Genomic DNA, 25,047 nt, shown 5'->3' with positions numbered 1-25,047 from the left:
TAGAGGAGTGAGGTGAGCGGATCAGGAGGCAGCCGCGGGCGCGGGCTCGCGCCACGTCGGCAGACAGGTGGGGACACCTGTGTGGGGGTCGAGGGAGACCGTCGTCTCGATGCCGAAGGCCGTACGGATCGTGTCGACGGTGAGCGCCTCGGCGGGCTCGCCTCGGGCCACGATCCGGCCGCCCGCGAGCACCGCCATGGAGTCGGCGTACGCGGCGGCCTGGTTCAGCTCGTGCAGCACGACGGCCACGGTGATGCCGTGCTCGTCCGCCAACTTCCGTACCAGGCGCAGGACTTCGATCTGGTAGCGGATGTCGAGGAACGTGGTCGGCTCGTCCAGGAGGAGCAGGCCGGTGCGCTGGGCGAGCGCCATCGCGATCCAGGCGCGCTGCCGCTCGCCGCCCGACAGCTGGTCCAGGGGGCGCTCGGCGAGCGGGTGCAGCTTGGTCGCGTCGAGCGCCCAACTGATCGCCTCTCGGTCCTCCTCGCTGGTGGAGCGGGCCAGGACGCCCTGGTGCGGGTGGCGGCCGTAGGCGACCAGCTCCTGCACGGTGACGCCCGCCGGGATGAGCGGCGACTGGGTCAGGAAGCTGAGCTTGCGGGCCAGTTCGCGCGGCTTGTACGCGTCCAGGTCACGCCCGTCCAGGACGATCGCGCCGGACTGCGGGGCGTGCAGCCGGGCCAGGGCGCGAAGGAGCGTGGACTTGCCCGAGCCGTTCGGGCCGACCAGAGCGGTCACCTCGCCCGGCGTCAGCTCCAGGTCGATGTCCCGGGCGACGGGCTCACCCCCGTGCCCGAGGGTGAGGCCCTTCGCGCTGATCTCGACACTCATCAGGCTTGCTCCGCAAGGGGGTTGGGGACGGTGCCGTTGGGCCGTAGGGCGTGGCGCAGGGCGCGGTCGACGTACTTGGTGACGACGAGGCGGTCCGTGTTGAACGGGTAGCGCGGGAAGTCGTCGGCGAGCATGTCGAACTCCGCGAACCGGTCCGCCTTCTCGGGGAACTGCTTGTGGTACGCGACCACCGCGTCCCGGACGAGCTGCCAGAACTTGGCGTCCTCGACGCCCAGCTGCTCGGCGGCCAACGGGGCGAGGTAGCGGAAGTGGCCGAGGAGCAGCTGGTCGACGACGTGCTGGCGGATGACGACCGGGTTCTTGCGGGGCAGCACGTGGTCGTAGCCGTCGGGCTCGGGGCCGCGCTCGGGGACCGGGGTGTGCGTGACGGACACGTCGTCCACGAAGTCCTTGAGGAACAGGCGCCGCGGGACGTCGTTCTCGTCGTATCCGATCAGGGTGTTCTGGCCGTGCGGGTTGAACGTGATGCCGTACGTGTACATCACGTGCAGCACCGGGTGCAGGACCGTCTCGAAGAGCCCCCGCAGCCAGTCCTCCGCCGACAGGCCGGAGGCGCGGGCGAGTTGGGCGGCGAAGGCCGTGCCGTGCTCGTCGACGTGCAGGAGCGAGGCGAAGGTGCGGACCCGCTCGTTCTCGTCCTTGCGGGAGGACACCGAGTCGCGCCAGATGCAGCCGAGCGCTTCCAGGTGCTGGTACGGCATGTCCGGGACGCGGTCCAGGTACGGGTGGCGCACGGTCACCGAGGCGATCTCGCCGAGGAACACGGTCCGCAGATCGTCGCGGAGCACCGGGTCCTTGTCGAGCAGACCGGTCAGCCACTGGGTGGTGACGGGGGCGCCCTGCGTGCAGTGCGGCGGGATGCCGCGCCAGATCAGGGTGTTGACGATCTTCAGCGGGAGCTTCACGTCGTACCGCTCGCGCGCCGCCATGTTGGTCATGGTGCGCACCGACTGCTGCGGCAGGTAGCCGTCCTTGGACGCGCCGAGCGGAATGATCCGGTCCTGCGCGACCTCGCCCGCGAAGAGGACCTGCACGGCGTGGTCCCACTGCCAGGGGTGCACGGGCATCCACACGTACGCGTCCGGGTCGCAGCCGCGTGCCTCGATCACGGTACGGAAGCTCTGGATCTCCCCGGGGCTCAACTCGTGCGCGGCGACGCCCTGTTCGCTCAGCTCCGCGGTGCCGCGGAACTCGGCGAGGCCGCGGTGCACGGCGATCCACTGCAGCTGGACGAGCTGCTGCGACTCGGGGGCGTACGCACGCACGTCCGAGGCGGAGAAGCCGATGCGGCCCTTGTTCGCGGCGAGCGTGGGGTGGCCCGTCATGTGGCACTCCAGCTCGGCGTGGCCCAGCTTGGCCAGCTCGGCCGCGCTCGCACCGCCGTGCTCGATCCGGGCGGCGTCCACGGCGAGGGTCGCGGACAGCTCGGTGAGGTACATGCCGAGGGTCGGCGCGTCCGTGCCGATGGTGTCCGCGCAGTCGACCAGGAACTGCTGCGCGTCCCAGGCAGGGGTGGATATCTCGTTGCCGAGCAGACCGGCGGCGCCGCGCGTCACGGAGTCCCTATCGGCCTGCCAGCCGCCCAGCGCGCCCTGCGTCGCCGCGAAGACGTACGACACTCCGCTGTCGAGGTCGACCCGGTAGCGGCCGTCCTCAAGCGCTTCGGGCTTGATCAGTTCCTCGAACGCGAACTCCGACAGGGTCTTCGCGAGCAGCCGACGGTTCGCCTCGCGCCAGGACTCCGGCGACACGTCGTGGAGTTCGGGGACGGGGTGCGTGCTCATGCGGGTGGTGCCTTTCGGTCGGGGTGAGCAGGGCGAGGAGTGTGAGGAGGGCTGCGCCGGCGAGGAGAGGACCGGTGAGGTCCGCTTTCGCGGTGAGGGTGGCTACGAGGGGTGCCAGGAGGAGACCTGCGGTCTGGGCTGTGGCGATCAGGCTGTACGTCGGGCTGTCACCCGAGGCCGTCAGGACCCGGTGGTCCAGGGCGACTTGGCTCAGGCCCAGGCCCAGGCCGAAGAGGGTTCTGGCGGCTGCCAGGGCCACGGGGTCCGTGGTCATCGCCTGCCACGCGAGGCCGGCTGCGCCGAGGGCGAGGGCGGTGGGGAGCAGGGCGCTCCCGAGCCTGTTGCGCAGGGCGCTTGCTGCGGGGAGTACGGCCAGTACGGCGATGTGGGGGAGTACGAAGAGGAGTGCGGCCTCTTGCGTGCTGGTGCCTCCGGCGGTTGCGTACTCGGTGAAGTACGGGCGTACGGAGTAGACGGCGACGGCGTACGCGAGGACGAAGGCTGCCAGGTAGGCCAGCTTGAGCTTGTCGGGCGTCTGTCCCGCCGTCGTGGGCTGTGCCCACCCGTTCCGCCCTGCGGAACGCCTGCCCACAGCGGTGGGGGTGGGGGTGGGGGTGGGAGAAGCCCCTGCGGAACGCCTGCCCACAGCAGGTACAGCGGTGGGAGAGCGGTCTGCGGAACGCCTGCCCACAGCGGACAGGAGGAGCAGCAGGCCCAGTTCCGCCACCGCCAGCAGGGGCAGGGCGACCCGTGGGTTCGGGACCGTCACCACCACCGTGCCCAGCAGCGTCGCCGCGATGGACGCGCCGTGCAGGACCGCCACGTACTGAAGTACCCCTGGGAACAGGCCCTTTGCGTGGCCGCGGGCGATCGACGGGTACGCGAGCAGGACCACCGACTTCGCGGCGATCAGCAGGACCGAGAGGACCGTGAACGTCGGGAAGTTCGGGGCCAGGGCCAGGGAGGCCGCGAGGAGCACTGCCGCGCTCTGGCCGGCCGTCACCAGGCGGGCCAGCGGGTAGCGGCGGGTCGCCCGGCCCCACAGGGGCAGGGAGACGATCGCCGCCAGCTGGCACACCATCAGGAAGACGCCGGTCGCGCCGAACTCACGCACGCCGAAGGCCTCCCGGAACAGCTTCGGATAGAAGGGCGCGAGCGCCGACTGCGTGGCCATGTGCAGGCCGGCCGCGCACAGCAGTACCCCCCGGTTCACGCGCTGCGCTCGCGGACCATGAACGCGGCACGCTTGTCCGGCAGGTCCAGCTCGCGGACCTTGCGGAACCCGGCACGCTCGAAGGCGCGCACCGAGCGGACGTTGCGTACATCGGGTTCGGCGACGACGCGCTCCGCGTACGGCTGGACCGACAGCTGCCAGTCCGAGACCGCGCGCAGGAGGCGTGCCCCGAGGCCGCGGCCGCGGAAGTCCGAGGGGCCGAGGAGGAGGTGGACGCCCGCGTCGCGGGGCTTGGCCGCATAGTGCGCGGCGAGCGGGTCGAGGTCGGCGCGGTACAGCTCCCAGTAGCTCATCGGCGTACCGTCGACACAGCCCAGGTACGGGGTCGAGTGGGCGCTGGCGCGCTGTTCGCGCAGGTAGGCCTCGATCTGCTGCTCGGGCAGCGGCATCTCCCAGAAGCGCGCCACCTCCGGGTCGTTCATCCAGCCGTGCACGTCGGCCAGGTCGCCGACCGGGTCGACGGCGCGCAGCGTGAACACGCCCTCGTCGAGGTCGGCCTTCATCGCGGTCATCGTGGACGGCGGCGTCTTCTGCGTAGGGGGTGTCGTTGTCATCGGGCCGCTCCGGCAAGGGGGTTGGCGAGGTCCACGTACACCGACTGGGCCTCGAGCGGGCCGGTCAGCTCGTCCATGCCCTGCACCCGGGTCAGCAGGTTGGCCTTGCAGCGCAGGGTTTCGGCGGTGCGCAGCGTGGTGGCCAGGCGCAGCCGGTCGCCGTGCTCGGCGGCCAGCTTGCCGAGGGCGTCGGCGGCGCGGCGGAGGAGCGCGTCCTCGTCCGCGAGGCCCTGCGAGCCGAGGGCGCCGACCATGCCGAGCATGTTGTTGATGCCGACGTAGTAGGCGAGCCGCTCGTCGATGACCTCGTCGTCGACGTACGTGCCGAGGTCCCGGCCGACGGCGTCGATCCAGCCGTACAGGGCCGTCGAGCGGGTGGGGGAGAAGTAGTAGCCCTGGTTGTCGCGGTAGCGGCCGCCGACGGGCCAGCCGTCCTCGTCGAGGACGACCAGGGTGTTCTGCTGGTGCGCCTCCAGGCCCAGGCCGTATGTGGCGTACAGCCACAGGACCGGGGTGACGACGGTGTCGAGGTAGCGGGCGAACCAGTCGTCCGCGACGTCGGTGACGCCGCGGCCGGTGCGCTCCGCGAGGCCGCGCACCACGGTCGCGAGCTGCGAGGGCGCGTCCGGGCCGAGGTCCGGACGGGGTGCGACCAGGCCTGCGGCGCACACGGCCTGTACGGCTTCGGGGTCCGCGGGGAACGGGTTGTCGCGGACCACGACGTCCAGGCCCGTCGGGGAGCCGTCGGGCGCGTCCACGGCGATCCACGCCGGGTCCCGCACGATGTCGAAACCGGGGTGCTCGGCGCGCAGCGTGTCCCCGAGTCCGGCCGCGAGCAGCCGGTCGATGGCGGCACCGCGCTCCAGCTCCACGCGCATGTTCTCGCGGCGGGAGTTGGTGATGCGCAGGCCGAGGGAGAACTTCAGCATCACGTTGGCGTCGGCGCGGTACACGGTGCGCACCGAGGAGGTCGGCGACCACTCCGGGCCCGCCTGGCCCAGGTCGTGAAGGAGCCCGGCGTCGAGCAGGGCGCGCACGCCGGGGCGGGTCACGATGTCCTTGGCCTGCCACGGGTGGGCCGGTACGAGGACGGTGCCTTCGGGGGCGCGTACGGAGTCCTCCGCCAGCTCGGTCATCAGGCCCTGCGCGGTGCGGCCCGCGAGCGTGGAGTCGGCGCTGATCACCGACGGGTCGGCGGCGAACCAGTGCAGCGCGAACGAGCCGCGCAACTCCGGGGAGTACGCGAGGAGTTCGGCGTCTGTGAGGCCCTCGCGGCTCTTCGGCGTCGGGTGCAGCGGGTGCCCGGTGATCAGGGCCTGCTCGGCGGCGATGAACGCGGTCGCGCCCTCGGGGTCCTCGCGGTGTTCGGCGCGGCTGCGGACGAACTCGGCGGTACGGCGCGTGGAGTCGGCGACCCGCGCCGTCAGGTCGGCCACCTGGGCCGGGTCGGCGGCGGCCGTCTCGACCGCGATGAGGGCGGCGAGCGCCGGCGCGGCGAGCGGGGTGCCGGTGCCCTGGACGCGGGCGGGGCCGAAGCGGTGCCAGCCGACGGGGGACCAGTACAGGACGGGGGCCTCGACGGTGACGCCGCTCGCGGGCAGCGGCAGCGTCAGGAGGTCGCTTGTGGGGCGGGGCACCGCGGTCTCGCGGATCCAGCAGCGCAGGAGGCTCTCGGTGGCGGCGGCATCGGCGGCGGTGACCGGGGTGGCCGCTGGCGAGCTGCTCATGGAAGTTCTCTTTCTGTTTGCGACCGGTCCGACGGCCGCGCGTGCGGTGCGGATCGGACGGCCCGATGAATAACTTAGGTAAGGCTTACCTGGTGCGCAAGCCCTGATGTCCGTTCTCCTGCGCCGCCTGCCGCTCGGGGCGCGCACCGGAGGGCGCCAGACCGAACGTCGTGAACGCGGTCCGCTCCGGCAGCGGGTAGACCGGCTCGCCCGTAAGGGAGTTGAGGATCACCGCGGAACGCCAGGCGGCGAGCCCCAGGTCCGGCGCACCCACGCCGTGCGTGTGCCGCTCCGCGTTCTGCACGAACACCGAACCGCCCACCTCCTCGTCGAGCACGAGCCGGTGCCGCGCGTCGATGTCCGGCCGGCCCGAGCCGTCCCGCGACAGATGCGGGAGCAGCGGCTCGATCAGCCCGTCCACGGGCCGCTCCGCGTACCCCGTCGCGGCCACCACGGCATCCGTCACCAGGTGCGCCTCGGACCGCTGTTGGGCGTGGCTGAGGCCGAGCTTCAGCCGGCCCCCGCTGCGCTCCGCCGACTCCACGGCCACCCCGGGGGTGAGCGCCGCGTCCGGCCAGCCGCCGTCGAGGGTGCGCAGATACAGCTCGTCGTGGATCTCGCCGAGCGTGTCCCCGCTGACGCCCTTGTGCAACTGCCACTGGCGGGGCAGGAGTTCGTTCCGTACGGGCTCGGTCAGTCCGTGGAAATAGCGCGTGTAGTCGGGCGTGAACTGCTCGAGGCCCAGCTTGCTGTACTCCATGGGCGCGAACGCCTCCGTACGAGCGAGCCACGTCAGCCCCTCGTTGCCCTGCGGGCGGTGGCGAAGCAGGTCGAGGAAGACCTCCGCGCCCGACTGGCCCGAGCCGACCACCGTGATGTGCTCGGCGGCCAGCAACTCCGGGCGCCGCGCCAGGTATTCGGCCGAGTGCCAGACCGGTACGGACGGATCGTCGGCCAGCGCGCGCAGGGCCTGCGGCACGCGCGGCGCCGTCCCCACACCGAGCGCCAGGTGCCGGGCGAAGTACCGGCCCACGCCCTCCGCGCCGCCGTTCTCGTCGAGCCGCGTGAAGCCCACCTCGAACGCGCCGCGCCCCGCGTCCCAGCGCACGGTGTCCACCTGGTGCCCGAACCGGCACGAGGCCAACTGCCCGCTGACCCAGCGGCAGTACGCGTCGTACTCGGCGCGCTGGATGTGGAACTTCTCCGCGAAGTAGAACGGGAAGAGCCGCTCCTTGGTCTTGATGTAGTTCAGGAACGACCACGGGCTGGTCGGCTCCACCAGGCTCACCAGGTCGGCGAGGAAGGGCACCTGGAGCGTGGCGCCCTCGATCAGCAGGCCCGGGTGCCAGTGGAAGGCCGTGCGCTGTTCGAGGAAGGCGGTGCGCAGGCCCGGCACGCCGTCGGCGAGCGCGGCGAGCGACAGGTTGAAGGGGCCGATGCCCACGCCGAGCAGGTCGAAGGTCTCTTCGTAAATGTCCGAGCTGGGTGCGGTGCTCACTGGGGGACTCCTTGGCTGCGGGCCCTCGTGCGGAGGTCTTCGGTGGGGGATGCCGGGGCGGGGACGTAGGGGGCGTTCGGGGACGGGGTGGCGCTCTCCTCGGCCGCGCAGTGGGCGACCAGCTTGAGCAGGGCCGCGAGGTCGACGGCGCCGGTGCGCGGGTGCAGGAGCGTGGCCTTGAGCCACAACTTCCGCTCCCCGCTGTCGGTTTCGGGGTCCTCGGCGACCGCCCGTCCGACTACGCCGCGGCCGTCGTCGAGCAGCCGCCTGCGGACCGCGGCGACCAGGGCGTCCCCCTCGGCGGCGGGCAGCGCGTCGGCCGCGCGCGGGCGGAACAGGACCGTGCTGATGCCCGGCTCGCCGGCCCGCACCCGCAGCTCCGGGTGGGCGGCGACGGCGGCGGCGAAGTCCTGCGCGGTCCGCACGCAGTGCTCGACCAGCTCGCCCAGGCCCCTGCGGCCGAGCGCGCGCAGCGTCACCGCGATCTTCAGGGCGTCCGGGCGGCGCGAGGTGCGGATGGACCGGCCGAGCAGATCGGGCAGGCCCGCCTCGGTGTCGTCGTCCGCGTTCAAGTAGTCGGCCTGGAACGAGAGATGGTCGATCTGACGCGCGTCCCGTACCGCCAGGATGCCCGCCGCGACCGGCTGCCAGCCCAGCTTGTGCAGGTCGAACGTGACCGACACGGCCCGCTCGATCCCCGCGAGCCGGGGCGCGAGCCGCTCGCTGAACAGCAGCGGACCGCCGTACGCGGCGTCCACGTGCAGCTCGGCGCCGTGCGCGGCCGTGACGTCGGCGAGTTCGGGCAGCGGGTCGATCAGGCCCTCGTCGGTGGTGCCCGCGGTGGCGACCACGAGCACCGGCATCCCGGCGTACGCGCCGAGCACCCGGTCGAGGGAACGCGGGTCCATCCGCCCGGCCGGGCAGTCCACCACCGCCGGGGTCGGCAGGCCCAGCATCCAGGCGGCGCGCTGCACGGAGTGGTGCGCGTTCGCCCCGCACACCACCTGCACGGTGCGCTCCCCGGCGGCCCGCGCGCGCTCCCGTGCGAGCAGCAGCGCCACCAGGTTGGACTCGGTGCCGCCGCTGGTGACAAGGGCGTCCGGGGTCTCGTGGGCGCCCGGATACACCAGCTCCGCGAGGGAGTTGGTCACCTCGGCCTCGATCACGCCCGCCGCGGGCGCCTGGTCCCAGGAGTCCATCGACGGGTTGAGCGCCGACGCCGCGAGGTCGGCCGCCGCCGCCACGGCGAGCGGCGGGCAGTGCAGATGCGCCACGCAGTGCGGGTCGGACGGGTCGGCGGCGCCCCGCGTCATGGCCTGCACGAGCTCCCGCAGCGCGGCCTCGGCGCCGGTGCCGTCAAGCGGCAGTACGGGCGAGCAGTGCGCCCGTACGTCCGCGGCGACCGCGTCCGGGCCGCCCGCCGGGAGCGGGCCGCCGCGCTCGACCGCGCCGTCGGCGAGCGCGGTGAGCACGACGTCGGTCAACTCCCGCAGTGCGGCCGGTCCTTCGGTTCCTCCGGCGACGCTCGCGGGGTGCACAGGACTCTGCGCTTCGCTGATGTGCTCGTTCACGCGGCACGCTCCGCCTCGCGCAGCGCCGCGGCGATGCGCTCCAGGACCGAGTCGAGCTCGGTGTCCGTCACGACCAGCGGCGGAAGCAGCCTGAGCACGCTGTCCGAGCGGCCGCCCAGCTCAAGCATCAGGCCCTGCCCCAGGCAGGTCGCGCGCAGCCGCCGCGCGAACTCCGGGTCCGCGGGCCGGGAGCCGATCCGGTCCGGCGCGGCGTCCGGGTCGACCAGCTCCACGCCGTTCATCAGCCCACGCCCTCGTACGTCACCCAACCGCGCGTTGTCGTCGGCCAGTTGACGCAGCCCGAGCCGGAGCCGTTCCCCGAGCTTCGCGGCCCGCTCGGCGAGCTGCTGCTCGGCGACCGTACGCAGGGTGACGCGGCCGGCCGTCATCGCGAGCGTGTTGCCCCGGAACGTGCCGGTGTGGTCGCCGGGCAGCCACTGGTCGAGCTCGGGCCGGTAGGCGAGGACCGCGAGCGGCAGACCGCCGCCGACCGCCTTCGACGCGACGAGTACGTCCGGGGTGACCCCGGCCCGCTCGCAGGCCCAGAAGTGCCCGGTACGGCCCACTCCGGTCTGCACCTCGTCGACGATCAGGACGATGCCGCGCTCCTCGGTGATCCGGCGGACCTCCCGCAGCCAGGAGTCGGGGCCCTCGATCACGCCGCCCTCGCCCTGGACCACCTCAAGGATCACCGCGGCGGGCTCGCCCGCCCCGCTGCTCGGGTCGGTCAGGAAGTTCTCCAGGAGCCGCGCCGCCAGCTCCCCGGACTGCGGTGCGCCGACCCCGAACGGGCAGCGGTACGCGTACGGGAACGGGATCCGCGTCACCGGCAGCGCGTCCGCGCCCACCGTGGACCGCATCCGCGCGGGCCCGGACACGGCCGAGGCGCCGACCGTCATGCCGTGGTACGCGCCGCTGAACGCCACGACCCCGCGCCGTCCGGTCGCCGCCTGCGCCAGCTTGATCGCGGCCTCCACGGCATCGGTGCCCGCCGGACCGCAGAAGTGCAGCCGGGCCTCGCCGCGCAGCGCGCCGGGCAGCCGCGTGAGCAGCTCCTCGGAGAACGCGTCCTTCTGCGGCGTGATCATGTCGAGCGCGTGCAGCGGAACGCCGGAGTCCAGGTCGGCCCGAATCGCCGCCACCACATCGGGGTGGTTGTGCCCGAGCGCGAGCGTGCCCGCGCCGGACAGGCAGTCGAGGTACGTACGCCCGTCGGCGCCCGTGACCTGCGCGCCGAGCGCGCGGACCGGCGCGACCGGGAGCGTACGGGCGTAGGTGCGGGCGGCGGACTCCCGCCGCTCCTGGCGCGCGAGCAGCTGGTCGCGCAGCTCGGGCGAGCTGGGGTCGGTTACCTCGGGTGGGGCTTCGGGTGGGGTGACCTCGTGAGAGGTGACTTCGGGTGGGGTGACCTCGGGTGGGGTGTCGAGGCTCATGAGACGGTGCCCTTCGGTGCCGCGAACTCCTGGAAGGCGATGGCCTTCTCGACGGGGTAGGCCTCCCGGCCCAGGAGCTCGGCGATGATGTACGAGTTGCGGTAGGCGCCCATGCCCAGGTCGGGGCTGGTGATGGAGTGCGTGTGCACGCCGGCGTTCTGCAGGAACACGCCGCGCCCGGTGGTGTCGATGCTGTAGTTCCTGGCCACGTCGAAGCGGCCCTGGCCGTCGAAGCGCAGCCGCTCCCGTATCGGGTCGAGGAACTCCGGGACCTGGTAGCGGTAGCCGGTCGCGAGGATCAGGCCCTCGGTGCGCAGCTGGAACTCCTCGCCCTGCTCTTCCTGGCGCAGGCCGAGCAGATACCGCCCGTCCTCCTCGTAACGCGCGGATTCGAGCGCGGTGTTGGTCATCAGGCGGGTCGGCACCGGGCCCTTGACGTTCTTCTCGTAGAGCAGGTCGAAGATCGTGTCGACCAGGTCCCCGTCGATGCCCTTGAACAGGCCCTTCTGGCTGCGCTCCAGGCGGTAGCGGGTCTCCTCGGGCAGCGCGCGGAAGTAGTCGATGTACTCCGGGGAGGTCATCTCGAGCGTGAGCTTGGTGTACTCAAGGGGGAAGAACCGCGGGGAGCGGGTGACCCAGTTGAGCCGGTAGCCGTACTCGTCGATGGAGCTGAGCAGGTCGAGGTAGATCTCGGCGGCGCTCTGCCCGCTGCCGACCAGCGTGATCGACTCCTTCTTCACCAGCTCCCGCTTGGCCTGCACATAGCGGGAGTTGTGGATGAAGTCCCCGCCGAGCCCCTCGCAGGCCTCCGGGATGTGCGGCGGCGTCCCGGTGCCGAGCACGAGCCGCCGGGTGCGGTACGTGTCTCCCGCCGAGGTCCGTACGGCGTACAGCGCGTCCTCGTCCTCGTACGACACCTCGGTGACCGTCGTACCGAAGCGCACGGAGGTCAGCTTGGCGGCGGCCCAGCGGCAGTAGTCGTTGTACTCGGTGCGCAGCGGATAGAAGTTCTCGCGGATGTAGAACGAGTACAGCCGCCCCGATTCCTTCAGGTACTTGAGGAAGGAGTACGGCGAGGTCGGGTCCGCGAGCGTGACCAGGTCCGACATGAACGGCGTCTGCAGATGCGCGCCCTCCAGGAACATCCCGGAGTGCCAGTCGAAGTCCGGCTTGGAGTCGAGGAACAGCGCGTCGAGTTCGTCGAGCGGCTCGGTCAGACAGGCCAGGCCCAGGTTGAAGGGCCCGAGGCCGATACCGATCAGGTCGTACGGCTCGCGGTTCTCACGAGTCGTTCCGTGGGGCGTCTCGCGGGGCGTCTCACGAGGCTCGGACAAGGGAGTCTCCCAGGTACTGCTCGGCGTGGCCCGCGATCAGATCGAGGACTGCGGCGATGTCGGCGGTGGTGGTCTCGGGGTTGAGCAGGGTGAACTTCAGGTAGTGCCGCCCGCCCGCCTTGGTCCCGGCGACGATCGCGTCCCCGGAGGCGAAGAGGGCTTTACGGGCATGGAGGTTGGCGCGGTCTATCTCGGCCGGGTCGGTGATGTTCTGCGGGATGTAGCGGAAGACGAGGGTGGACAGCTGCGGCTCCACGACCACGTCGTAGCGCGGGTCGAGGGCGAGCAGCCGCCAGCCGTCCGCGGCCAGCTCGCAGACCTCGTCGAAGAGCTCACCGATCCCGTCGGCGCCGAGTACCCGCAGCGTCATCCACAGCTTCAGCGCGTCGAACCTGCGCGTGGTCTGCAGCGACTTGTCCACCTGGTTCGGAATCCGCTCGGCGACGGTCCGGCGCGGATTGAGGTATTCCGCGTGGTAGGTGGCGTGCCGAAGCGTCTCCCCGTCCCGGACCAGCACCGCGGATGAACTCACAGGCTGAAAGAACGATTTGTGGTAGTCGACGGTCACGGAGTCGGCCCGCTCGATCCCGTCGAGCAGGTGCCGGTTCTTGAGTGACACGAGCAGCCCGCAGCCGTACGCGGCGTCCACATGCAGCCAGGTGTCGTGCTGCGCGGCCAGCTCGCCGATCTCGGGCAGCGGGTCGATGGAGCCGAAGTCGGTCGTGCCGGCGGTGGCGACGATCGCCATCGGCGTGAACCCGTCGCGCGCGCATTTCTCCAGCTCGTGGGCGAGGGCGACGGTCCGCATCCGCTTGTTGCGGTCACAGGGCACGGCCACGACGGCGTCGGCGGGCAGGCCGAGCAGCTTGGCCGACTTCTGCACGCTGAAGTGGCTGCACTCGGAGGCGAACACCCGCAGTTTCAGCGGGTCTTCTGTCTTGCACTCCTCCCGGGCGAGCAGCAGCGCCTCCAGGTTGGACTGCGTACCGCCGCTCGTGAACACCCCGTCGGCGGCCGGACCGAGCCCGATGCGCTGGGCGGTCCAGTCGATCAGGCGGCGCTCGATCAGCGTGGCGCCCGCGGACTGGTCCCAGGTGTCGAGCGAGGAGTTGACGGCGCTGAGCACAGCCTCGCCGAGCACCGCGGGGATGACGACGGGGCAGTTGAGGTGGGCGAGGTAGCGGGGGTGGTGGAAGTAGACGGCGTCGCGCAGATAGGTCTCTTCGAGCTCGTCCAGAGCGGCGGACGGGTCGTGCAGGGGACGGTCCAGGTCCACGGCGTCGATGGTGGGGGCGAGTCGCTCGGGGGTGATTCCCGTGAACGGCCCCTGGACGGAGGCGAGTCGGGTGGCGACGCGGTCGGCACCTTCGGCGATGCAGCGGCGGTAGGCCTCCGCGTTCAGGCCGTTGAGCAGATGAGACCTGGGCGCGAGGAGACTCATGAACGGTCCTCCCAAAAGGGGACGTTGGGCCTTGCCCACATCAGCGGGCACGGCTCCGAGGCAGTTGGCTTAGGTTAGCCTAACCTTAAGTCCCTTCTCCCCGGCAGGCTCAAAGGTTCACTCGCTCATCCGGGGGCGCGCCAGGGGCGCTCGGGTGCACGGCGGGGCATGACGATGCCCCCGCACGGACCGTCGTACGGGGGCATCGGGTTTGGGGGTGTTTTCGTTTGGGCTGGGGGTTGTGGCGCCTCGTAGGGGGCGCGGGGCTGTGACATGTGCGGCTACGCCGCGTGGGCGCGACCAGCCACGACGAACTCGCGGCTATAGAGCGACAGTTGAGGGCAGGGCGCTCAGACCTCAGCTTCCGCCCGGAGGGAATCCTCACTCGCACCGAGCCGCCAATACCCGGTGAACGTGACCGCTCTGCGATCGAACTCCCGCTCACGCACAAGATGGCGACGCAACGCCTTGACAGTGCCCGCCTCCCCGGCGATCCAGGCGTACGGCCGGGCCTCGGGCAGGGAGGCAGCCCGCACCGCCTCAACGGTCCGCTCCGTACGATGCGCCCCGGACGCCTCCGTGACCTCCCGCACCAGCCACGTGATGTCGACGTCCGCCTCGCTCTTCAGCTCCAACTGATCGCCCGCGCAGGGCACTTCGAGCCAGACCTTCGCCCTGGTACCGGCAGGAAAACTCTCCAGGATCGCCGCGGCAGCGGGAAGCGCCGTCTCGTCGGCCCACATCAACACCCACTCGGCGCCTTCGGGGAGCCGGAACCGTATGCCGTTGTTGTCCGGCCCGGAGGGGCCGAGCACCGCGACCCGGTCGCCCGGCTCGGCCTGCTCCGCCCAGGCGCACGCCGGACCGCCGTCCGGATGCACCGCGAAGTCGATGTCCAACTCCTCGGCGGGGCTTCGGCGTTGCTCGCGCGCGGTGTACGAGCGCATCACCGCACGCGTGTCGTCCGCCATCGCCCGGTACGCCGCGTACCAGCCCGCCGGGTCGGTCCCCTCGGTCGGAGGGAGTACCGGGTCCTGCTGGCCCGGCCGGGGCAGGAACAGCGACAGGCTCTGGTCGAGCCCGCCGGACCTGAATTCGCCGAGCTCGGGACCGGTGAACGTGACCCGCACGAGTGACGGCGACAGCCGCACCGCCCGCTCGACCTCAAGCCGGAACAGCCGGAACGGGGCCTGGGAACCGGTCACTTGGCTACCTTCTGGGCGTCCTCGATGGCCTTCGCAAGGTCCTCCAGGATCGGGGCGCACTTGTCGTACGAGTAGATGGGCTCGGTGACGCGGGGGATGACCTGGCCGGCCCGCACGGCGGGGAGCTTCTTCCAGGTCGGCTTGGACTTGTCGAGGTCGGCGGGCTGGAGGGCCGAGGTGCGGTTGTCCATCATGATGATGTCCGCGTCGTACTTGTCGACGTTCTCCCAGCTCAGCTCCTCGAAGAAGCCCTGCGCGTTCACCTTCGGCTTGACGAACTCCACGCCCAGCTCTTCGAAGTAGCGGGTGTCGGCGGCGGTCTCGGCCAGGGTGACGTAGAAGAGGTCGGCGCTGCCCGAGCCGATCAAGACCTTGATCTCCGGCTTGGCCTTGGCGGCCTGGCGCAGCCGCTCGGCGGCCTTCTCGAACCGGGCCTTCGCGTCGGTGACCTTCTTCGCCTTCAGGTCCGCGCCGAGCGACTCGGCGAGGTCGGCGCGGCGCTGCAGGGCCTTGGGCATGGTGGTCTCGGCGGCCCACAGCGCGACGCTCGGGGCGAGCTTCAGGATCTTGTCCTTGGACTCGTCCGGCACGTACCAGAGGGCGTCCTTCAGCCACATGTCCGTGATCAGCACCTCGGGCGCGAGCGCCGCGTACTTCTCGACGCTGAACTGGCCCCACGTGTTGCCGAGGATCTCCAGCTTGCTGATGTCCATGTCGCCGGCCTGGACGTCGGGCTTGCCGCCCTTGCCCTTCGTCGGGCCGAAGACGCCCTTGACCTTGATGCCGTAGTCGTACAGCGCGGCCGCGGTGCCGGTGAACGCCACGATGTTCGTCGGCACCGCGTCCGTCTTCACGGTCTTGCCGCGGTCGTCCTTGAAGGACCAGGGGCCCTTCTTGCCGCTGCCCGACTCCGAGCCGCCCTTCGCCTCTTTGTCGCCGCAGGCGGTGAGCAGAGCGCCGAGGGAGACTGCCCCACCGGCGGCGAGGAGGCCGCGGCGGGAGAGGAGGGCGGCTCGGGAGTGGGACATGACGTGTCTGCTTTCGTGGACGGGACGGCAACCTGGCGCGATCTCGCGTTAGGTTAACCTAACCTAAGGTCCACTTGGCTTACGGGTCCAGCCCCGGATCTCTTTTGAGGGGCGCGGGGAACTGCGCATCGTTTTTGGGGGCGCGGGGAACTGCGCAATCTTTTGAGGGGCGCGGGGAACTGCGCAATCTTTGCGACCAGCCACGACGGCGCAGCAGACGAAAGACGACCGGTGCAGCCCGGTGGGGGCTGGGGCTCACCCCGTGAGCCCCATCTCCCGAGCGATCAGCATCCGCTGAACCTCACTCGTCCCCTCCCCGATCTCCAGAATCTTGGAGTCCCGCCACATCCGCGCCACGGGGAACTCATTCATGAACCCGTACCCCCCATGGATCTGCGTGGCCTCCCGCGCGTTGTCCACCGCCACCGTCGACGAGTACAGCTTCGCCAGCGCCGCCTCCTTCTTGAACGGCTCCCCGCTCACCAGGCGCGAGGCCGCGTCCCGCCAGGCCAGCCGGGCCGTGTGCGCCTTCATCTCCATGTCCGCCAGCTTGAACTGGATCGCCTGGTTGTCCCCGATCGGCCGCCCGAACGCCCGCCGCTCCTTCGCGTACCGCAGTGACTCGTCCACACAGCCCTGCGCCAGACCCGTCGCGAGCGCCGAGATCGCGATCCGGCCCTCGTCCAGGATCCGCAGGAACTGCGCGTACCCGCGCCCCTCCTCACCGAGCAGGTTCTCCACCGGCACCCGCACGTCCGCGAAGGACAACTCCCGGGTGTCCGAGGCGTTCCAGCCCACCTTCGAGTAGGGCTCCGCGACCGTGAAGCCGGGCGTGCCCGACGGCACGATGATCGACGAGATCAGCGGTCTGCCGTCCTCGGTTCTGCCGGTCACGGCGGTCACCGTCACCAGGCCGGTGATGTCCGTACCGGAGTTGGTGATGAAGCACTTCGTGCCGTTGATCACCCACTGGTCGCCGTCCCGCACGGCCGTCGTCCGCGTACCGCCCGCGTCCGAACCGCACTCCGGCTCCGTGAGCCCGAACGCGCCAAGCATCTCGCCGGAGCACATCCGCGGCAGCCACTCACGCTTCTGCTCCTCGGTGCCGAAGGAGTACACGGGCATCGCACCGAGCGACACCCCGGCCTCCAGGGTGATCGCCACCGAGGAGTCGACCCGCGCCAGCTCCTCCAGGGCGATGCCGAGGGCGAGATAGTCCCCGCCCATGCCGCCGTACTCCTCGGGGAACGGCAGCCCGAACAGGCCCATCCGCCCCATCTCGCGGACGATCTCGTACGGGAACTCGTGCCGCTCGTAGAAGTCCCCGATCTTGGGGGCGACCACGTCGTGCGCGAACTCCTCGACGGTGCGCCGCAGTTCCTCGTGCTCGGCGGAGAGCCGGTGGTCCAGAGACATCGTGGTCACTCCTCGGTTTTCTGTACGGCCTTGTGGGCCTCGGGGTTCTGCGTCTGCCGTCCGGCGGTGCGGAGGGGTGTCTCCGGTTGTTCCGCGGCGGCCCCCGCGAGGGCCCGGACGGTGCGGGACGGGCTGGGTCGGCCCAGGTGCCCGGCGAGCCAGGTACTGGTGGCCGTGAGCGCGGTGAGGTCGACCCCGGTCTCGATGCCGAGGCCGTGCAGCATCCACACCAGGTCCTCGGTGGCGAGGTTCCCGGTGGCGCTCTTCGCGTACGGGCAGCCGCCCAGCCCGCCCGCCGAGGCGTCCACGGTGGTCACGCCGTGCTGCAGGGCGGCCAGGGTGTTGGAGAGCGCCTGGCCGTACGTGTCGTGGAAGTGCACGCCGATCGTCTCGGTGGCGACGCCGTGGTCGTTGAGCCCGGTCAGCAGGGCGCGGACATGGCCCGGTGTGGCCACGCCGATGGTGTCGCCGAGGCTCAGCTCGTCACAGCCGAGGTCCATCAACGCCTTTGCCGTGCCGACCACTTGATCGACCGGGACCGGCCCTTCCCAGGGGTCGCCGAAGCACATCGACAGGTAGCCGCGCACATGCACTCCGGCGTCCTTCGCCCGCGCGACGACCGGTTCGAACATCGCAAGCGACTCCGCCACCGAGCGGTTGAGGTTGCGCCGCGCGAAGGACTCGGTGGCGGAACCGAAGACCGCGATACGGCGCGCGCCCAGGTCCAGGGCCCGGTCGAGCCCGCGTTCATTCGGCACGAGCACCGGCAGGTGTACGTCCTCGATGTCCCCGAGTTGCGGGAAGAGCTGCTCGGCATCGGCGAGTTGGGGCACCCACTTGGGGTGGACGAAGCTGGTCGCCTCGACCGTGCCCAGGCCGGCCGCCGCCAGCCGGTGCACGAACTCCGCCTTGACGTCGGTCGGCACCGTCGCCTTCTCGTTCTGCAGCCCGTCCCGCGCACCCACCTCATGGATCCGCACACGCGCGGGGAGCCCTGGGGCGGGGACGGTCATGGGGAGGGCTGCGGGGCCCTTTACGGTGCCGGTTTCGGTCTCGGTCTCGGTTTCGCTGCCGATGCCCGCGCTCATCGCGCCACCTCCTCGTCCTTCGGGGCGGCTGCCTCGGCGTCCGTCGCGGTCCCGGCGTCCGTCGCTGCCTCGGCGTCCGTCGCGGTCCCGGCGTCCGTCGTGGTCCCGGCGTTCGTCGCTGCCTCGGCGTCCGTCGTGGTCCCGGCGTCCGTCGTGGTCCCGGTGTTCGTCGCTGCCTCGGCGTCCTGTGGCGCCCCGGCGTCCGTCGCTGCGTCGGCGTCCTGCGTGGTCCCGGCCGGGTCCTCGTCCGGCGCGACCACCGCGAGGATCTGGTCCATGGCGACCGTAGTCCCGGGGGTGACGTCGAGTTCGGTGACCGTGCCCGCGTGCGGCGCGGAGATGACGTGCTCCATCTTCATCGCCTCGACCACCAACAGGCTCTGGCCCGCCGCCACTTGATCGCCGACGGCCACCTTCACCACCGTGACCGTGCCGGGCATCGGCGCCGTCATCGCGTCCACCCCGGCATGCGCCCCACCGGTCAACGAGGCCGCGACCCGGTCGTACGACTGCACCTGCCAGGCGTCGCCGTCCCGGCCCAGCCAGTCGCCCGCGCGGTGGAAGGTGTGCGTGACGCCGTCGAGCGTGACCGTCACGCGGTCCTCCGTGACGCGGGCGCTCTCGTCGCTCACCGCGCGGGTGACGGGTTCGAGTCCCGGCACCCGGAGGTCGAAGTCGAGCGGAGCGGGCCTGCCGCCGAGGCGCCAGCCCGACGGCACCGAGAACGGGTCGACCCAGCCGCCGGCCTCCGGCGCCAATACGTCCCGGCGCACCGCGGCCGCCGCCTCGTACACCTCGTCCGGCACCGAAGCGTCCACCAGCTCGTCCGCCACCCGCTCGACCAGGCCCGTGTCCAACTCCCCGGCCACCACGTCCGGGTGGGCGAGCAGGCGGCGCAGGAAGCCCGCGTTGGTCGGCACGCCGAGCGTGACCGTGCGGGCGAGGGCGGCCCGCAGCCTGCGCAGGGCGGTCGCCCGGTCCGGGCCGTGCGCGATCACCTTGGAGAGCATCGGGTCGTAGAGGCTGCCGATCTCCGTGCCCTCGGTGAGTCCGGAGTCCGTGCGCACTCCGTCGCCCTGCGGTTCGTGCAGCGCGAGGACAGTGCCCCCTGAGGGGAGGAATCCCCGGGCGGGGTCCTCGGCGCAGATCCGCGCCTCCACGGCGTGCCCGGAGAGGCCGATGTCGTCCTGGCCGTACGGCAGTTGCTCTCCGGCGGCGACGCGCAGCTGCCACTCCACCAGGTCGATTCCGGTGATCAGCTCGGTGACCGGATGCTCCACCTGGAGGCGGGTGTTCATCTCCATGAAGTAGTACGCCGAGGGGTCGTCGCCCGGCACGATGAACTCCACCGTGCCCGCGCCGACATAGCCGCAGGAGCGGGCCGCCTGGACCGCGGCCTCGCCCATCGCCGCGCGCGTGGCCTCGTCAAGGAGGACCGACGGCGCCTCTTCGATGATCTTCTGGTGGCGGCGCTGCAGCGAGCACTCGCGCTCGCCGAGGTGGATCACGTTCCCATGGCCGTCGGCGAGGACCTGGATCTCGATGTGCCGGGGCCGGTCGACCCAGCGCTCCACGAGCAGGGTGTCGTCCCCGAAGGAGGCCCGCGCCTCGCGCCGGGCGGCGGCGATCTCCTCCAGGAGCGCCGATTCGAGCCGCGTCAGCCGCATGCCCTTGCCGCCGCCGCCCGCCGAGGGCTTGAGGAGCACCGGCATGCCGATGTCCCGTGCCGCTTCGGCCAGTTCGTCGTCGCTCAGGCCGGAGCCCGAGGAGCCGGGGACCACGGGGACACCGGCGGCCCGCACGGTCTCCTTGGCGCGGATCTTGTCGCCCATCAGGGAGATGGCGTCGGCGGGCGGCCCGATGAAGGTCAGGCCGGCCTCGGTGCAGGCCCGCGCGAACCCGGCGTTCTCCGCGAGGAAGCCATAGCCGGGGTGCACCGCCTGGGCGCCGGTCCGGGTGGCCGCTCCGAGGAGCCGCTCCACGGAGAGATAGCTCTCGGCCGCGGGCGGCGGTCCGATGCGCACGGCCGTGTCCGCCTCGCGCACATGCCGGGCGTCGGCGTCCGCATCGCTGAACACGGCCACCGAGCGCACTCCGAGCTCGCGCAGCGTGCGGATGACGCGGACCGCGATCTCGCCTCGGTTGGCCACGAGCACGGTGTCGAACATCGGCGCCGCGCCGGCAGTCCCGGAACGGGCGGCGGTGGACGTCGAAGCGGTGGACGTCGAGGCGCCCGGCGTGGAAGCCGTGGGCGTCGAAAGGGGTGTGGAAGTCATGGTCCTCACATCCGGAAGACGCCGAAGCCGGGCGCCGCGTCGTCCTTCTCGGGCAGGGGGGCGTTGGCGCAGGCGGTCAGGGCGAGCCCGAGCACCTGGCGGGTCTCCAACGGATCGATCACGCCGTCGTCCCAGAGCCGGGCCGTCGCGTAATAGGCATTGCCCTGGGTTTCGTACTGCGCGCGGATGGGGTCCTTGAAGGACTCCTCGTCCTCGGCCGGCCAGGTCTCGCCGCGCGCCTCCATCTGGTCCCGCTTGACGGTCGCGAGCACCGAGGCCGCCTGCTCGCCGCCCATCACGGAGATCTTGGCGCTCGGCCACATCCACAGGAAGCGCGGTGAATAGGCGCGGCCGCACATCGAGTAGTTGCCCGCGCCGTACGAACCGCCGACGACGACCGTCAGCTTGGGTACGCGCGTGGTGGCCACCGCCGTGACCATCTTGGCGCCGTGCTTGGCGATGCCGCCCGCCTCGTAGTCCCTGCCGACCATGAAGCCCGAGATGTTCTGCAGGAACAGCAGCGGGATGCCGCGCTGGTCGCACAGCTCGATGAAGTGCGCGCCCTTCTGGGCGGATTCGGAGAACAGAATGCCGTTGTTGGCGACGATGCCGACCGGGTGGCCGTGGATCCGGGCGAAGCCGGTGACAAGGGTCGTGCCGTACTCCGCCTTGAACTCCTGGAAGCGGGAGCCGTCCACCACGCGCGCGATGACCTCACGGACGTCGTACGGCGTGCGCGAGTCCACCGGCACCGCGCCGTACAAGCCGTACGGATCGACCTTGGGCTCCTCGGCCGGGGTCACGGTCCAGGGCAGGGGGCCGCGCGCGGGGAGCGTCGCCGTGATGTTGCGCACGATGCGCAGCGCGTGTGCGTCATCCTCCGCGAGGTGGTCCGTCACGCCGGAGATGCGTGAGTGCACCTCGCCGCCGCCCAGCTCCTCGGCGGTGACCACCTCGCCCGTGGCCGCCTTCACCAGCGGCGGGCCGCCCAGGAAGATCGTGCCCTGGCCCCGCACGATCACCGCTTCGTCGCTCATCGCCGGGACATAGGCCCCGCCCGCCGTGCACGAGCCGAGCACGGCGGCGATCTGCGGGATGCCCTGGCCCGACATCTGCGCCTGGTTGTAGAAGATCCGCCCGAAGTGCTCGCGGTCCGGGAAGACCTCGTCCTGCATGGGCAGGAAGGCGCCGCCCGAGTCCACCAGGTAGATACAGGGGAGGCGGTTCTCCAGGGCCACGGCCTGGGCGCGGAGGTGCTTCTTGACCGTCATCGGGTAGTAGGTGCCGCCCTTGACCGTGGCGTCGTTGGCCACGATCACGCACTCGCGGCCCGAGACCCGGCCGATCCCGGCGATGACTCCGGCGGCCGGTGCGTCCCCGCCGTACATCCCCTCCGCCGCGAGCGGGGCCAGCTCGAGGAAGGGGGAGCCGGGGTCGAGCAGGGCGTCCACACGGTCCCGGGGCAGCAGCTTGCCGCGCGCCACGTGCCGGGCGCGGGCCTTCTCGCCGCCGCCCGCCTCGGCCCGCGCGAGCTTGCCGCGCAACTCCTCGACGAGGGCGTGGTGCGCCGACTCGTTGGCCCGCCAGGCCTCCGAGGCGGGATCCGCCCCACTGTGAAGGACCGGTGCCTGCTGCATCGCCTGAGCTCCCTTGCTCGTACGACTGCCCGTTACGACTGCCTGTTGCGCCGCACGACGACCGCGCACGACGTTAATGACCGTTAACTCGCTCCTCCAGGTTAACGACCGCTAACCGCCCTGTCTAGAATGAATTCATGAGCGCCACCAGCGCGGCCCTGACGCGCCGCGAGCAGATCCTCAAAGAGGCCGCCCGCCTCTTCGCCGAGCGTGGATTCCACGGCGTCGGCGTCGATGAGATAGGGGCTGCCGTGGGCATCAGCGGCCCCGGTCTCTACCGCCACTTCGCGGGCAAGGATGCGATGCTCGCCGAGCTTCTCGTCGGCATCAGCGGCCGGCTCCTGACGGGCGGCAAGCGGCGCGCGGCCGAGGCGCGCAGCGGTGGCGACGCGGCCGAGGCGCTGCTCGACTCGCTGATCGAGGGGCATATCGACTTCGCGCTCGACGACCGCCCGCTGATCACCCTGCACGACCGCGAGCTGGACCGGCTGCGCGACAGCGACCGCAAGCTGGTCCGCCAACTGCAGCGGCAGTACGTGGAGTTGTGGGTCGAGGTCGTGCGGGACGTCTACCCCGCCATGGTCGAGTCGGAGGCGCGGGCGACCGTGCACGCGGTCTTCGGCCTGCTCAACTCCACGCCGCACCTCAGCCGCCCCGGCGCGCTGCCCGGCCGCACCACGATGGCGACGCTGCTGCACCGCCTGGCCCGTGGCGCCTTCGCCGCGGCCGCCTCGAACGGCGCGGCCTGACCCGGGGGCCGTACGGCCTGGGCGCGGGCGAGTGTGAGCCGATCCGCAGATCGTCCGCTCTGGACAGCCTTGGCGACTGCCGGGTAACTTCAGTCTGAGCAAGCGCTTAGCCAGCGTGCTGTGCGGTGTGCCGAAACCGGTGTGCCGACGCGCCGCCCGCAGCGACCCGAGCCAGACGACCAGGAGGCCGACCGTGCGCCGTACCGTTTTCAATGAGGACCACGAGGCGTTCCGGGAGACCCTGCGTGCCTTCATCGAGACCGAGGTCGTGCCTGTCTACGACGAGTGGTTCGAGGCCGGTCAGGCGCCCCGCGACTTCTACTACAAGCTCGGCGAGCTGGGTGTCTTCGGCATCCGCGTGCCCGAGGAGTTCGGCGGCGCGGGCATCGACTCGCACAAGTTCGAGGCCGTCATGTACGAGGAGACCGCCCGCGCCGGCGTCTCCTTCGGCGGCTCCGGTGTGCACGTCCTGCTCGGCCTGCCGTACATCCAGATGCTCGCCAACGATGAGCAGAAGAAGCGCTACCTCCCGAAGTTCGTCACCGGTGAGGAGATGTGGGCCCTCGCGATGACCGAGCCGGGCACCGGCTCCGACCTCGCGGGCATGAAGACCACCGCCAAGCTCTCGGAGGACGGCACGCACTACGTCCTCAACGGCGCCAAGACCTTCATCACCGGCGGTGTGCACGCCGACAAGGTCATCGTCTGCGCCCGCACCTCCGCGCCGACCGCAGATGACCGCCGCTTCGGCATCTCGCTGTTCGCCGTCGACACCAAGTCCGAGGGCTACTCCGTCGGCCGCAAGCTGGACAAGCTCGGCCTGAAGACCTCCGACACCGCGGAGCTGGCGTTCGTCGACGTGAAGGTGCCCGTCGAGGACCTGCTCGGCGAGGAGAACAAGGGCTTCTACTACCTCGGCCAGAACCTGCCGTCCGAGCGCTGGGGCATCGCCTTCGGCGCGTACGCGCAGGCCAAGGCCGCCGTGCAGTTCGCCAAGCAGTACGTCCTGGACCGCTCGGTCTTCGGCAAGTCCGTCGCCTCGTTCCAGAACACCAAGTTCGAACTGGCCGCCTGCCAGGCCGAGGTGGACGCCGCCGAGGCCGTCGCCGACCGCGCCCTGGAAGCGCTGGACCAGGGTGAGCTGACCCCGGCCGAGGCCGCCTCCGCCAAGCTGTTCTGCACCGAGGTCGCGCACCGCGTCATCGACCGCTGCCTCCAGCTGCACGGCGGCTACGGCTTCATGAACGAGTACCCGATCGCCCGCCTCTACGCCGACAACCGCGTCAACCGCATCTACGGCGGCACCAACGAGGTCATGAAGATGATCATCGCGAAGGACATGGGTCTGTGACCTTCGAGCTCGACGCCCTGCTCGATCTGCTCGACCTGGAGCGGATCGAGCAGGACATCTTCCGGGGCCAGTCACGCTCGGCGATCGTGCCCCGGGTGTTCGGCGGCCAGGTCGCGGCCCAGGCCCTGATCGCCGCCGGCCGCACGGTCCCCGAAGGACGCGGGGCGCACTCCCTGCACGCCTATTTCCTGCGCCCCGGCGACCCGGGCGCCCCGATCGTCTACACGGTCGACCGCATCCGCGACGGCAGATCCTTCACCACGCGACGCGTGGTGGCGGTTCAGCACGGACAGCCGATCTTCCACCTCTCCGCGTCCTTCCAGGAGTACGAGGAAGGCCTGGAGCACCAGGTGGACATGCCTGCGGCGCCCGCCCCGGAGTCGCTGCCGACGGCCGCCGAGATGCTGCCCCGGAACCTCCCGGCCGACGTCGCCGAGCGCTTGATCGAGGCCCGCGCGGCCGTCGACCTGCGCTATGTGGACACCCCGCCGTGGGGCAGCGTCGGCACCCCGCGCGCACCGCGCTCCCAGGTGTGGTTCCGCACCAACGGCAAGCTCGTGGACGACCCCCTGCTGCACGTCTGCCTCGCCACGTACGTCTCCGACATGACGCTGCTCGACTCGGTACTGCTCGCCCATGGGCGCGGCGGCTGGGCGGTCGGCGACGTGGTGGGCGCCTCGCTCGACCACGCGATGTGGTTCCACCGGCCGTTCCGCGCCGACGAATGGCTGCTCTACGACCAGGAGTCGCCGTCGGCCTCCGGCGGGCGCGGCCTCGGTCAGGCCGGGATCTACACGCAGGACGGACGGCTCGCGATCTCCGTCATCCAGGAGGGCGTGGTGCGGGTACCGCGCGGTACCTGAGCGAAA

General features: G+C 71.3%; 19 protein-coding genes. 3 read left to right on the top strand and 16 right to left on the bottom strand.

Annotated features, from left to right (window positions below):
- Nucleotides 1-21: 21 nt before the first annotated feature.
- From RCO28_RS33520 to RCO28_RS33445, 16 genes are all read right to left on the bottom strand, one after another.
- Nucleotides 22-831 (bottom strand): ABC transporter ATP-binding protein, encoded by an 810-nt coding sequence (locus tag RCO28_RS33520; RefSeq protein WP_308945112.1) that lies wholly within the window; start codon nucleotides 829-831, stop codon nucleotides 22-24.
- Entirely contained in the window at nucleotides 831-2,603 is a 1,773-nt protein-coding gene (locus RCO28_RS33515; RefSeq protein ID WP_308945153.1) for an IucA/IucC family siderophore biosynthesis protein, read from the bottom strand. The genes RCO28_RS33520 and RCO28_RS33515 overlap by 1 nt, the downstream gene beginning before the upstream one ends.
- Nucleotides 2,506-3,849, bottom strand: coding sequence for an MFS transporter (locus RCO28_RS33510; protein ID WP_308945111.1), 1,344 nt, complete (start codon nucleotides 3,847-3,849; stop codon nucleotides 2,506-2,508). The genes RCO28_RS33515 and RCO28_RS33510 overlap by 98 nt, the downstream gene beginning before the upstream one ends.
- Nucleotides 3,846-4,424, bottom strand: coding sequence for a GNAT family N-acetyltransferase (locus RCO28_RS33505; RefSeq protein WP_308945110.1), 579 nt, complete (start codon nucleotides 4,422-4,424; stop codon nucleotides 3,846-3,848). Before RCO28_RS33505 ends, RCO28_RS33510 begins: the two co-directional genes overlap by 4 nt.
- Nucleotides 4,421-6,151, bottom strand: a complete 1,731-nt coding sequence (locus RCO28_RS33500; protein ID WP_308945109.1) for an IucA/IucC family protein — start codon at nucleotides 6,149-6,151, stop codon at nucleotides 4,421-4,423. Before RCO28_RS33500 ends, RCO28_RS33505 begins: the two co-directional genes overlap by 4 nt.
- 85 nt (nucleotides 6,152-6,236) lie before the next feature.
- Nucleotides 6,237-7,649 carry a SidA/IucD/PvdA family monooxygenase gene (locus RCO28_RS33495; RefSeq protein ID WP_308945108.1) on the bottom strand — a complete coding sequence of 471 codons (1,413 nt, stop codon included), beginning with the start codon at nucleotides 7,647-7,649 and terminating at the stop codon, nucleotides 6,237-6,239.
- On the bottom strand, nucleotides 7,646-9,220 hold the full coding sequence (locus RCO28_RS33490; RefSeq protein ID WP_308945107.1) for an aminotransferase class V-fold PLP-dependent enzyme: 1,575 nt from the start codon (nucleotides 9,218-9,220) through the stop codon (nucleotides 7,646-7,648). Before RCO28_RS33490 ends, RCO28_RS33495 begins: the two co-directional genes overlap by 4 nt.
- Nucleotides 9,217-10,653: a diaminobutyrate--2-oxoglutarate transaminase family protein gene (locus RCO28_RS33485; RefSeq protein WP_308945106.1), complete on the bottom strand. Its 1,437-nt coding sequence runs from the start codon at nucleotides 10,651-10,653 to the stop codon at nucleotides 9,217-9,219. Before RCO28_RS33485 ends, RCO28_RS33490 begins: the two co-directional genes overlap by 4 nt.
- Nucleotides 10,650-11,987, bottom strand: coding sequence for a lysine N(6)-hydroxylase/L-ornithine N(5)-oxygenase family protein (locus RCO28_RS33480; RefSeq protein ID WP_308945105.1), 1,338 nt, complete (start codon nucleotides 11,985-11,987; stop codon nucleotides 10,650-10,652). The genes RCO28_RS33485 and RCO28_RS33480 overlap by 4 nt, the downstream gene beginning before the upstream one ends.
- On the bottom strand, nucleotides 11,971-13,428 hold the full coding sequence (locus RCO28_RS33475; protein ID WP_308945104.1) for an aspartate aminotransferase family protein: 1,458 nt from the start codon (nucleotides 13,426-13,428) through the stop codon (nucleotides 11,971-11,973). Before RCO28_RS33475 ends, RCO28_RS33480 begins: the two co-directional genes overlap by 17 nt.
- A 350-nt stretch (nucleotides 13,429-13,778) precedes the next feature.
- Nucleotides 13,779-14,633 (bottom strand): siderophore-interacting protein, encoded by an 855-nt coding sequence (locus RCO28_RS33470; RefSeq protein WP_308945103.1) that lies wholly within the window; start codon nucleotides 14,631-14,633, stop codon nucleotides 13,779-13,781.
- Nucleotides 14,630-15,661 (bottom strand): ABC transporter substrate-binding protein, encoded by a 1,032-nt coding sequence (locus RCO28_RS33465; protein ID WP_308945102.1) that lies wholly within the window; start codon nucleotides 15,659-15,661, stop codon nucleotides 14,630-14,632. The genes RCO28_RS33470 and RCO28_RS33465 overlap by 4 nt, the downstream gene beginning before the upstream one ends.
- Before the next feature lie 255 nt (nucleotides 15,662-15,916).
- Complete coding sequence (locus RCO28_RS33460; protein ID WP_308945101.1) at nucleotides 15,917-17,077, bottom strand: acyl-CoA dehydrogenase family protein; 1,161 nt, start codon at nucleotides 17,075-17,077, stop codon at nucleotides 15,917-15,919.
- A 5-nt stretch (nucleotides 17,078-17,082) separates the two neighbouring features.
- The gene (locus tag RCO28_RS33455; RefSeq protein ID WP_308945152.1) at nucleotides 17,083-18,090 is read right to left on the bottom strand and encodes a hydroxymethylglutaryl-CoA lyase; all 1,008 of its coding nucleotides are present in this window, start codon (nucleotides 18,088-18,090) and stop codon (nucleotides 17,083-17,085) included.
- 71 nt (nucleotides 18,091-18,161) lie between these two features.
- Entirely contained in the window at nucleotides 18,162-20,333 is a 2,172-nt protein-coding gene (locus RCO28_RS33450; RefSeq protein ID WP_308945151.1) for an acetyl-CoA carboxylase biotin carboxylase subunit, read from the bottom strand.
- A gap of 113 nt (nucleotides 20,334-20,446) precedes the next feature.
- Nucleotides 20,447-22,078, bottom strand: coding sequence for a carboxyl transferase domain-containing protein (locus RCO28_RS33445; RefSeq protein ID WP_308945100.1), 1,632 nt, complete (start codon nucleotides 22,076-22,078; stop codon nucleotides 20,447-20,449).
- A 137-nt stretch (nucleotides 22,079-22,215) separates the two neighbouring features.
- Between RCO28_RS33445 and RCO28_RS33440 the strand changes: the two genes are divergently transcribed.
- The 3 genes from RCO28_RS33440 (at nucleotide 22,216) to RCO28_RS33430 (ending at nucleotide 25,041) form a co-directional block, all read left to right on the top strand.
- Nucleotides 22,216-22,827: a TetR/AcrR family transcriptional regulator gene (locus RCO28_RS33440; protein ID WP_308945099.1), complete on the top strand. Its 612-nt coding sequence runs from the start codon at nucleotides 22,216-22,218 to the stop codon at nucleotides 22,825-22,827.
- Nucleotides 22,828-23,020: 193 nt separating this feature from the next.
- Nucleotides 23,021-24,178 carry an acyl-CoA dehydrogenase family protein gene (locus RCO28_RS33435; protein WP_308945098.1) on the top strand — a complete coding sequence of 386 codons (1,158 nt, stop codon included), beginning with the start codon at nucleotides 23,021-23,023 and terminating at the stop codon, nucleotides 24,176-24,178.
- Nucleotides 24,175-25,041 (top strand): acyl-CoA thioesterase II, encoded by an 867-nt coding sequence (locus RCO28_RS33430; protein WP_308945097.1) that lies wholly within the window; start codon nucleotides 24,175-24,177, stop codon nucleotides 25,039-25,041. Before RCO28_RS33435 ends, RCO28_RS33430 begins: the two co-directional genes overlap by 4 nt.
- Nucleotides 25,042-25,047 lie beyond the last annotated feature (6 nt).

Source organism: Streptomyces sp. LHD-70 (genome assembly GCF_031157275.1).
In the GTDB taxonomy this organism is placed as follows: domain Bacteria; phylum Actinomycetota; class Actinomycetes; order Streptomycetales; family Streptomycetaceae; genus Streptomyces.
Note: the sequence above shows the minus strand (reverse complement) of the source record. Positions and strands in the feature narration are given on the sequence as shown.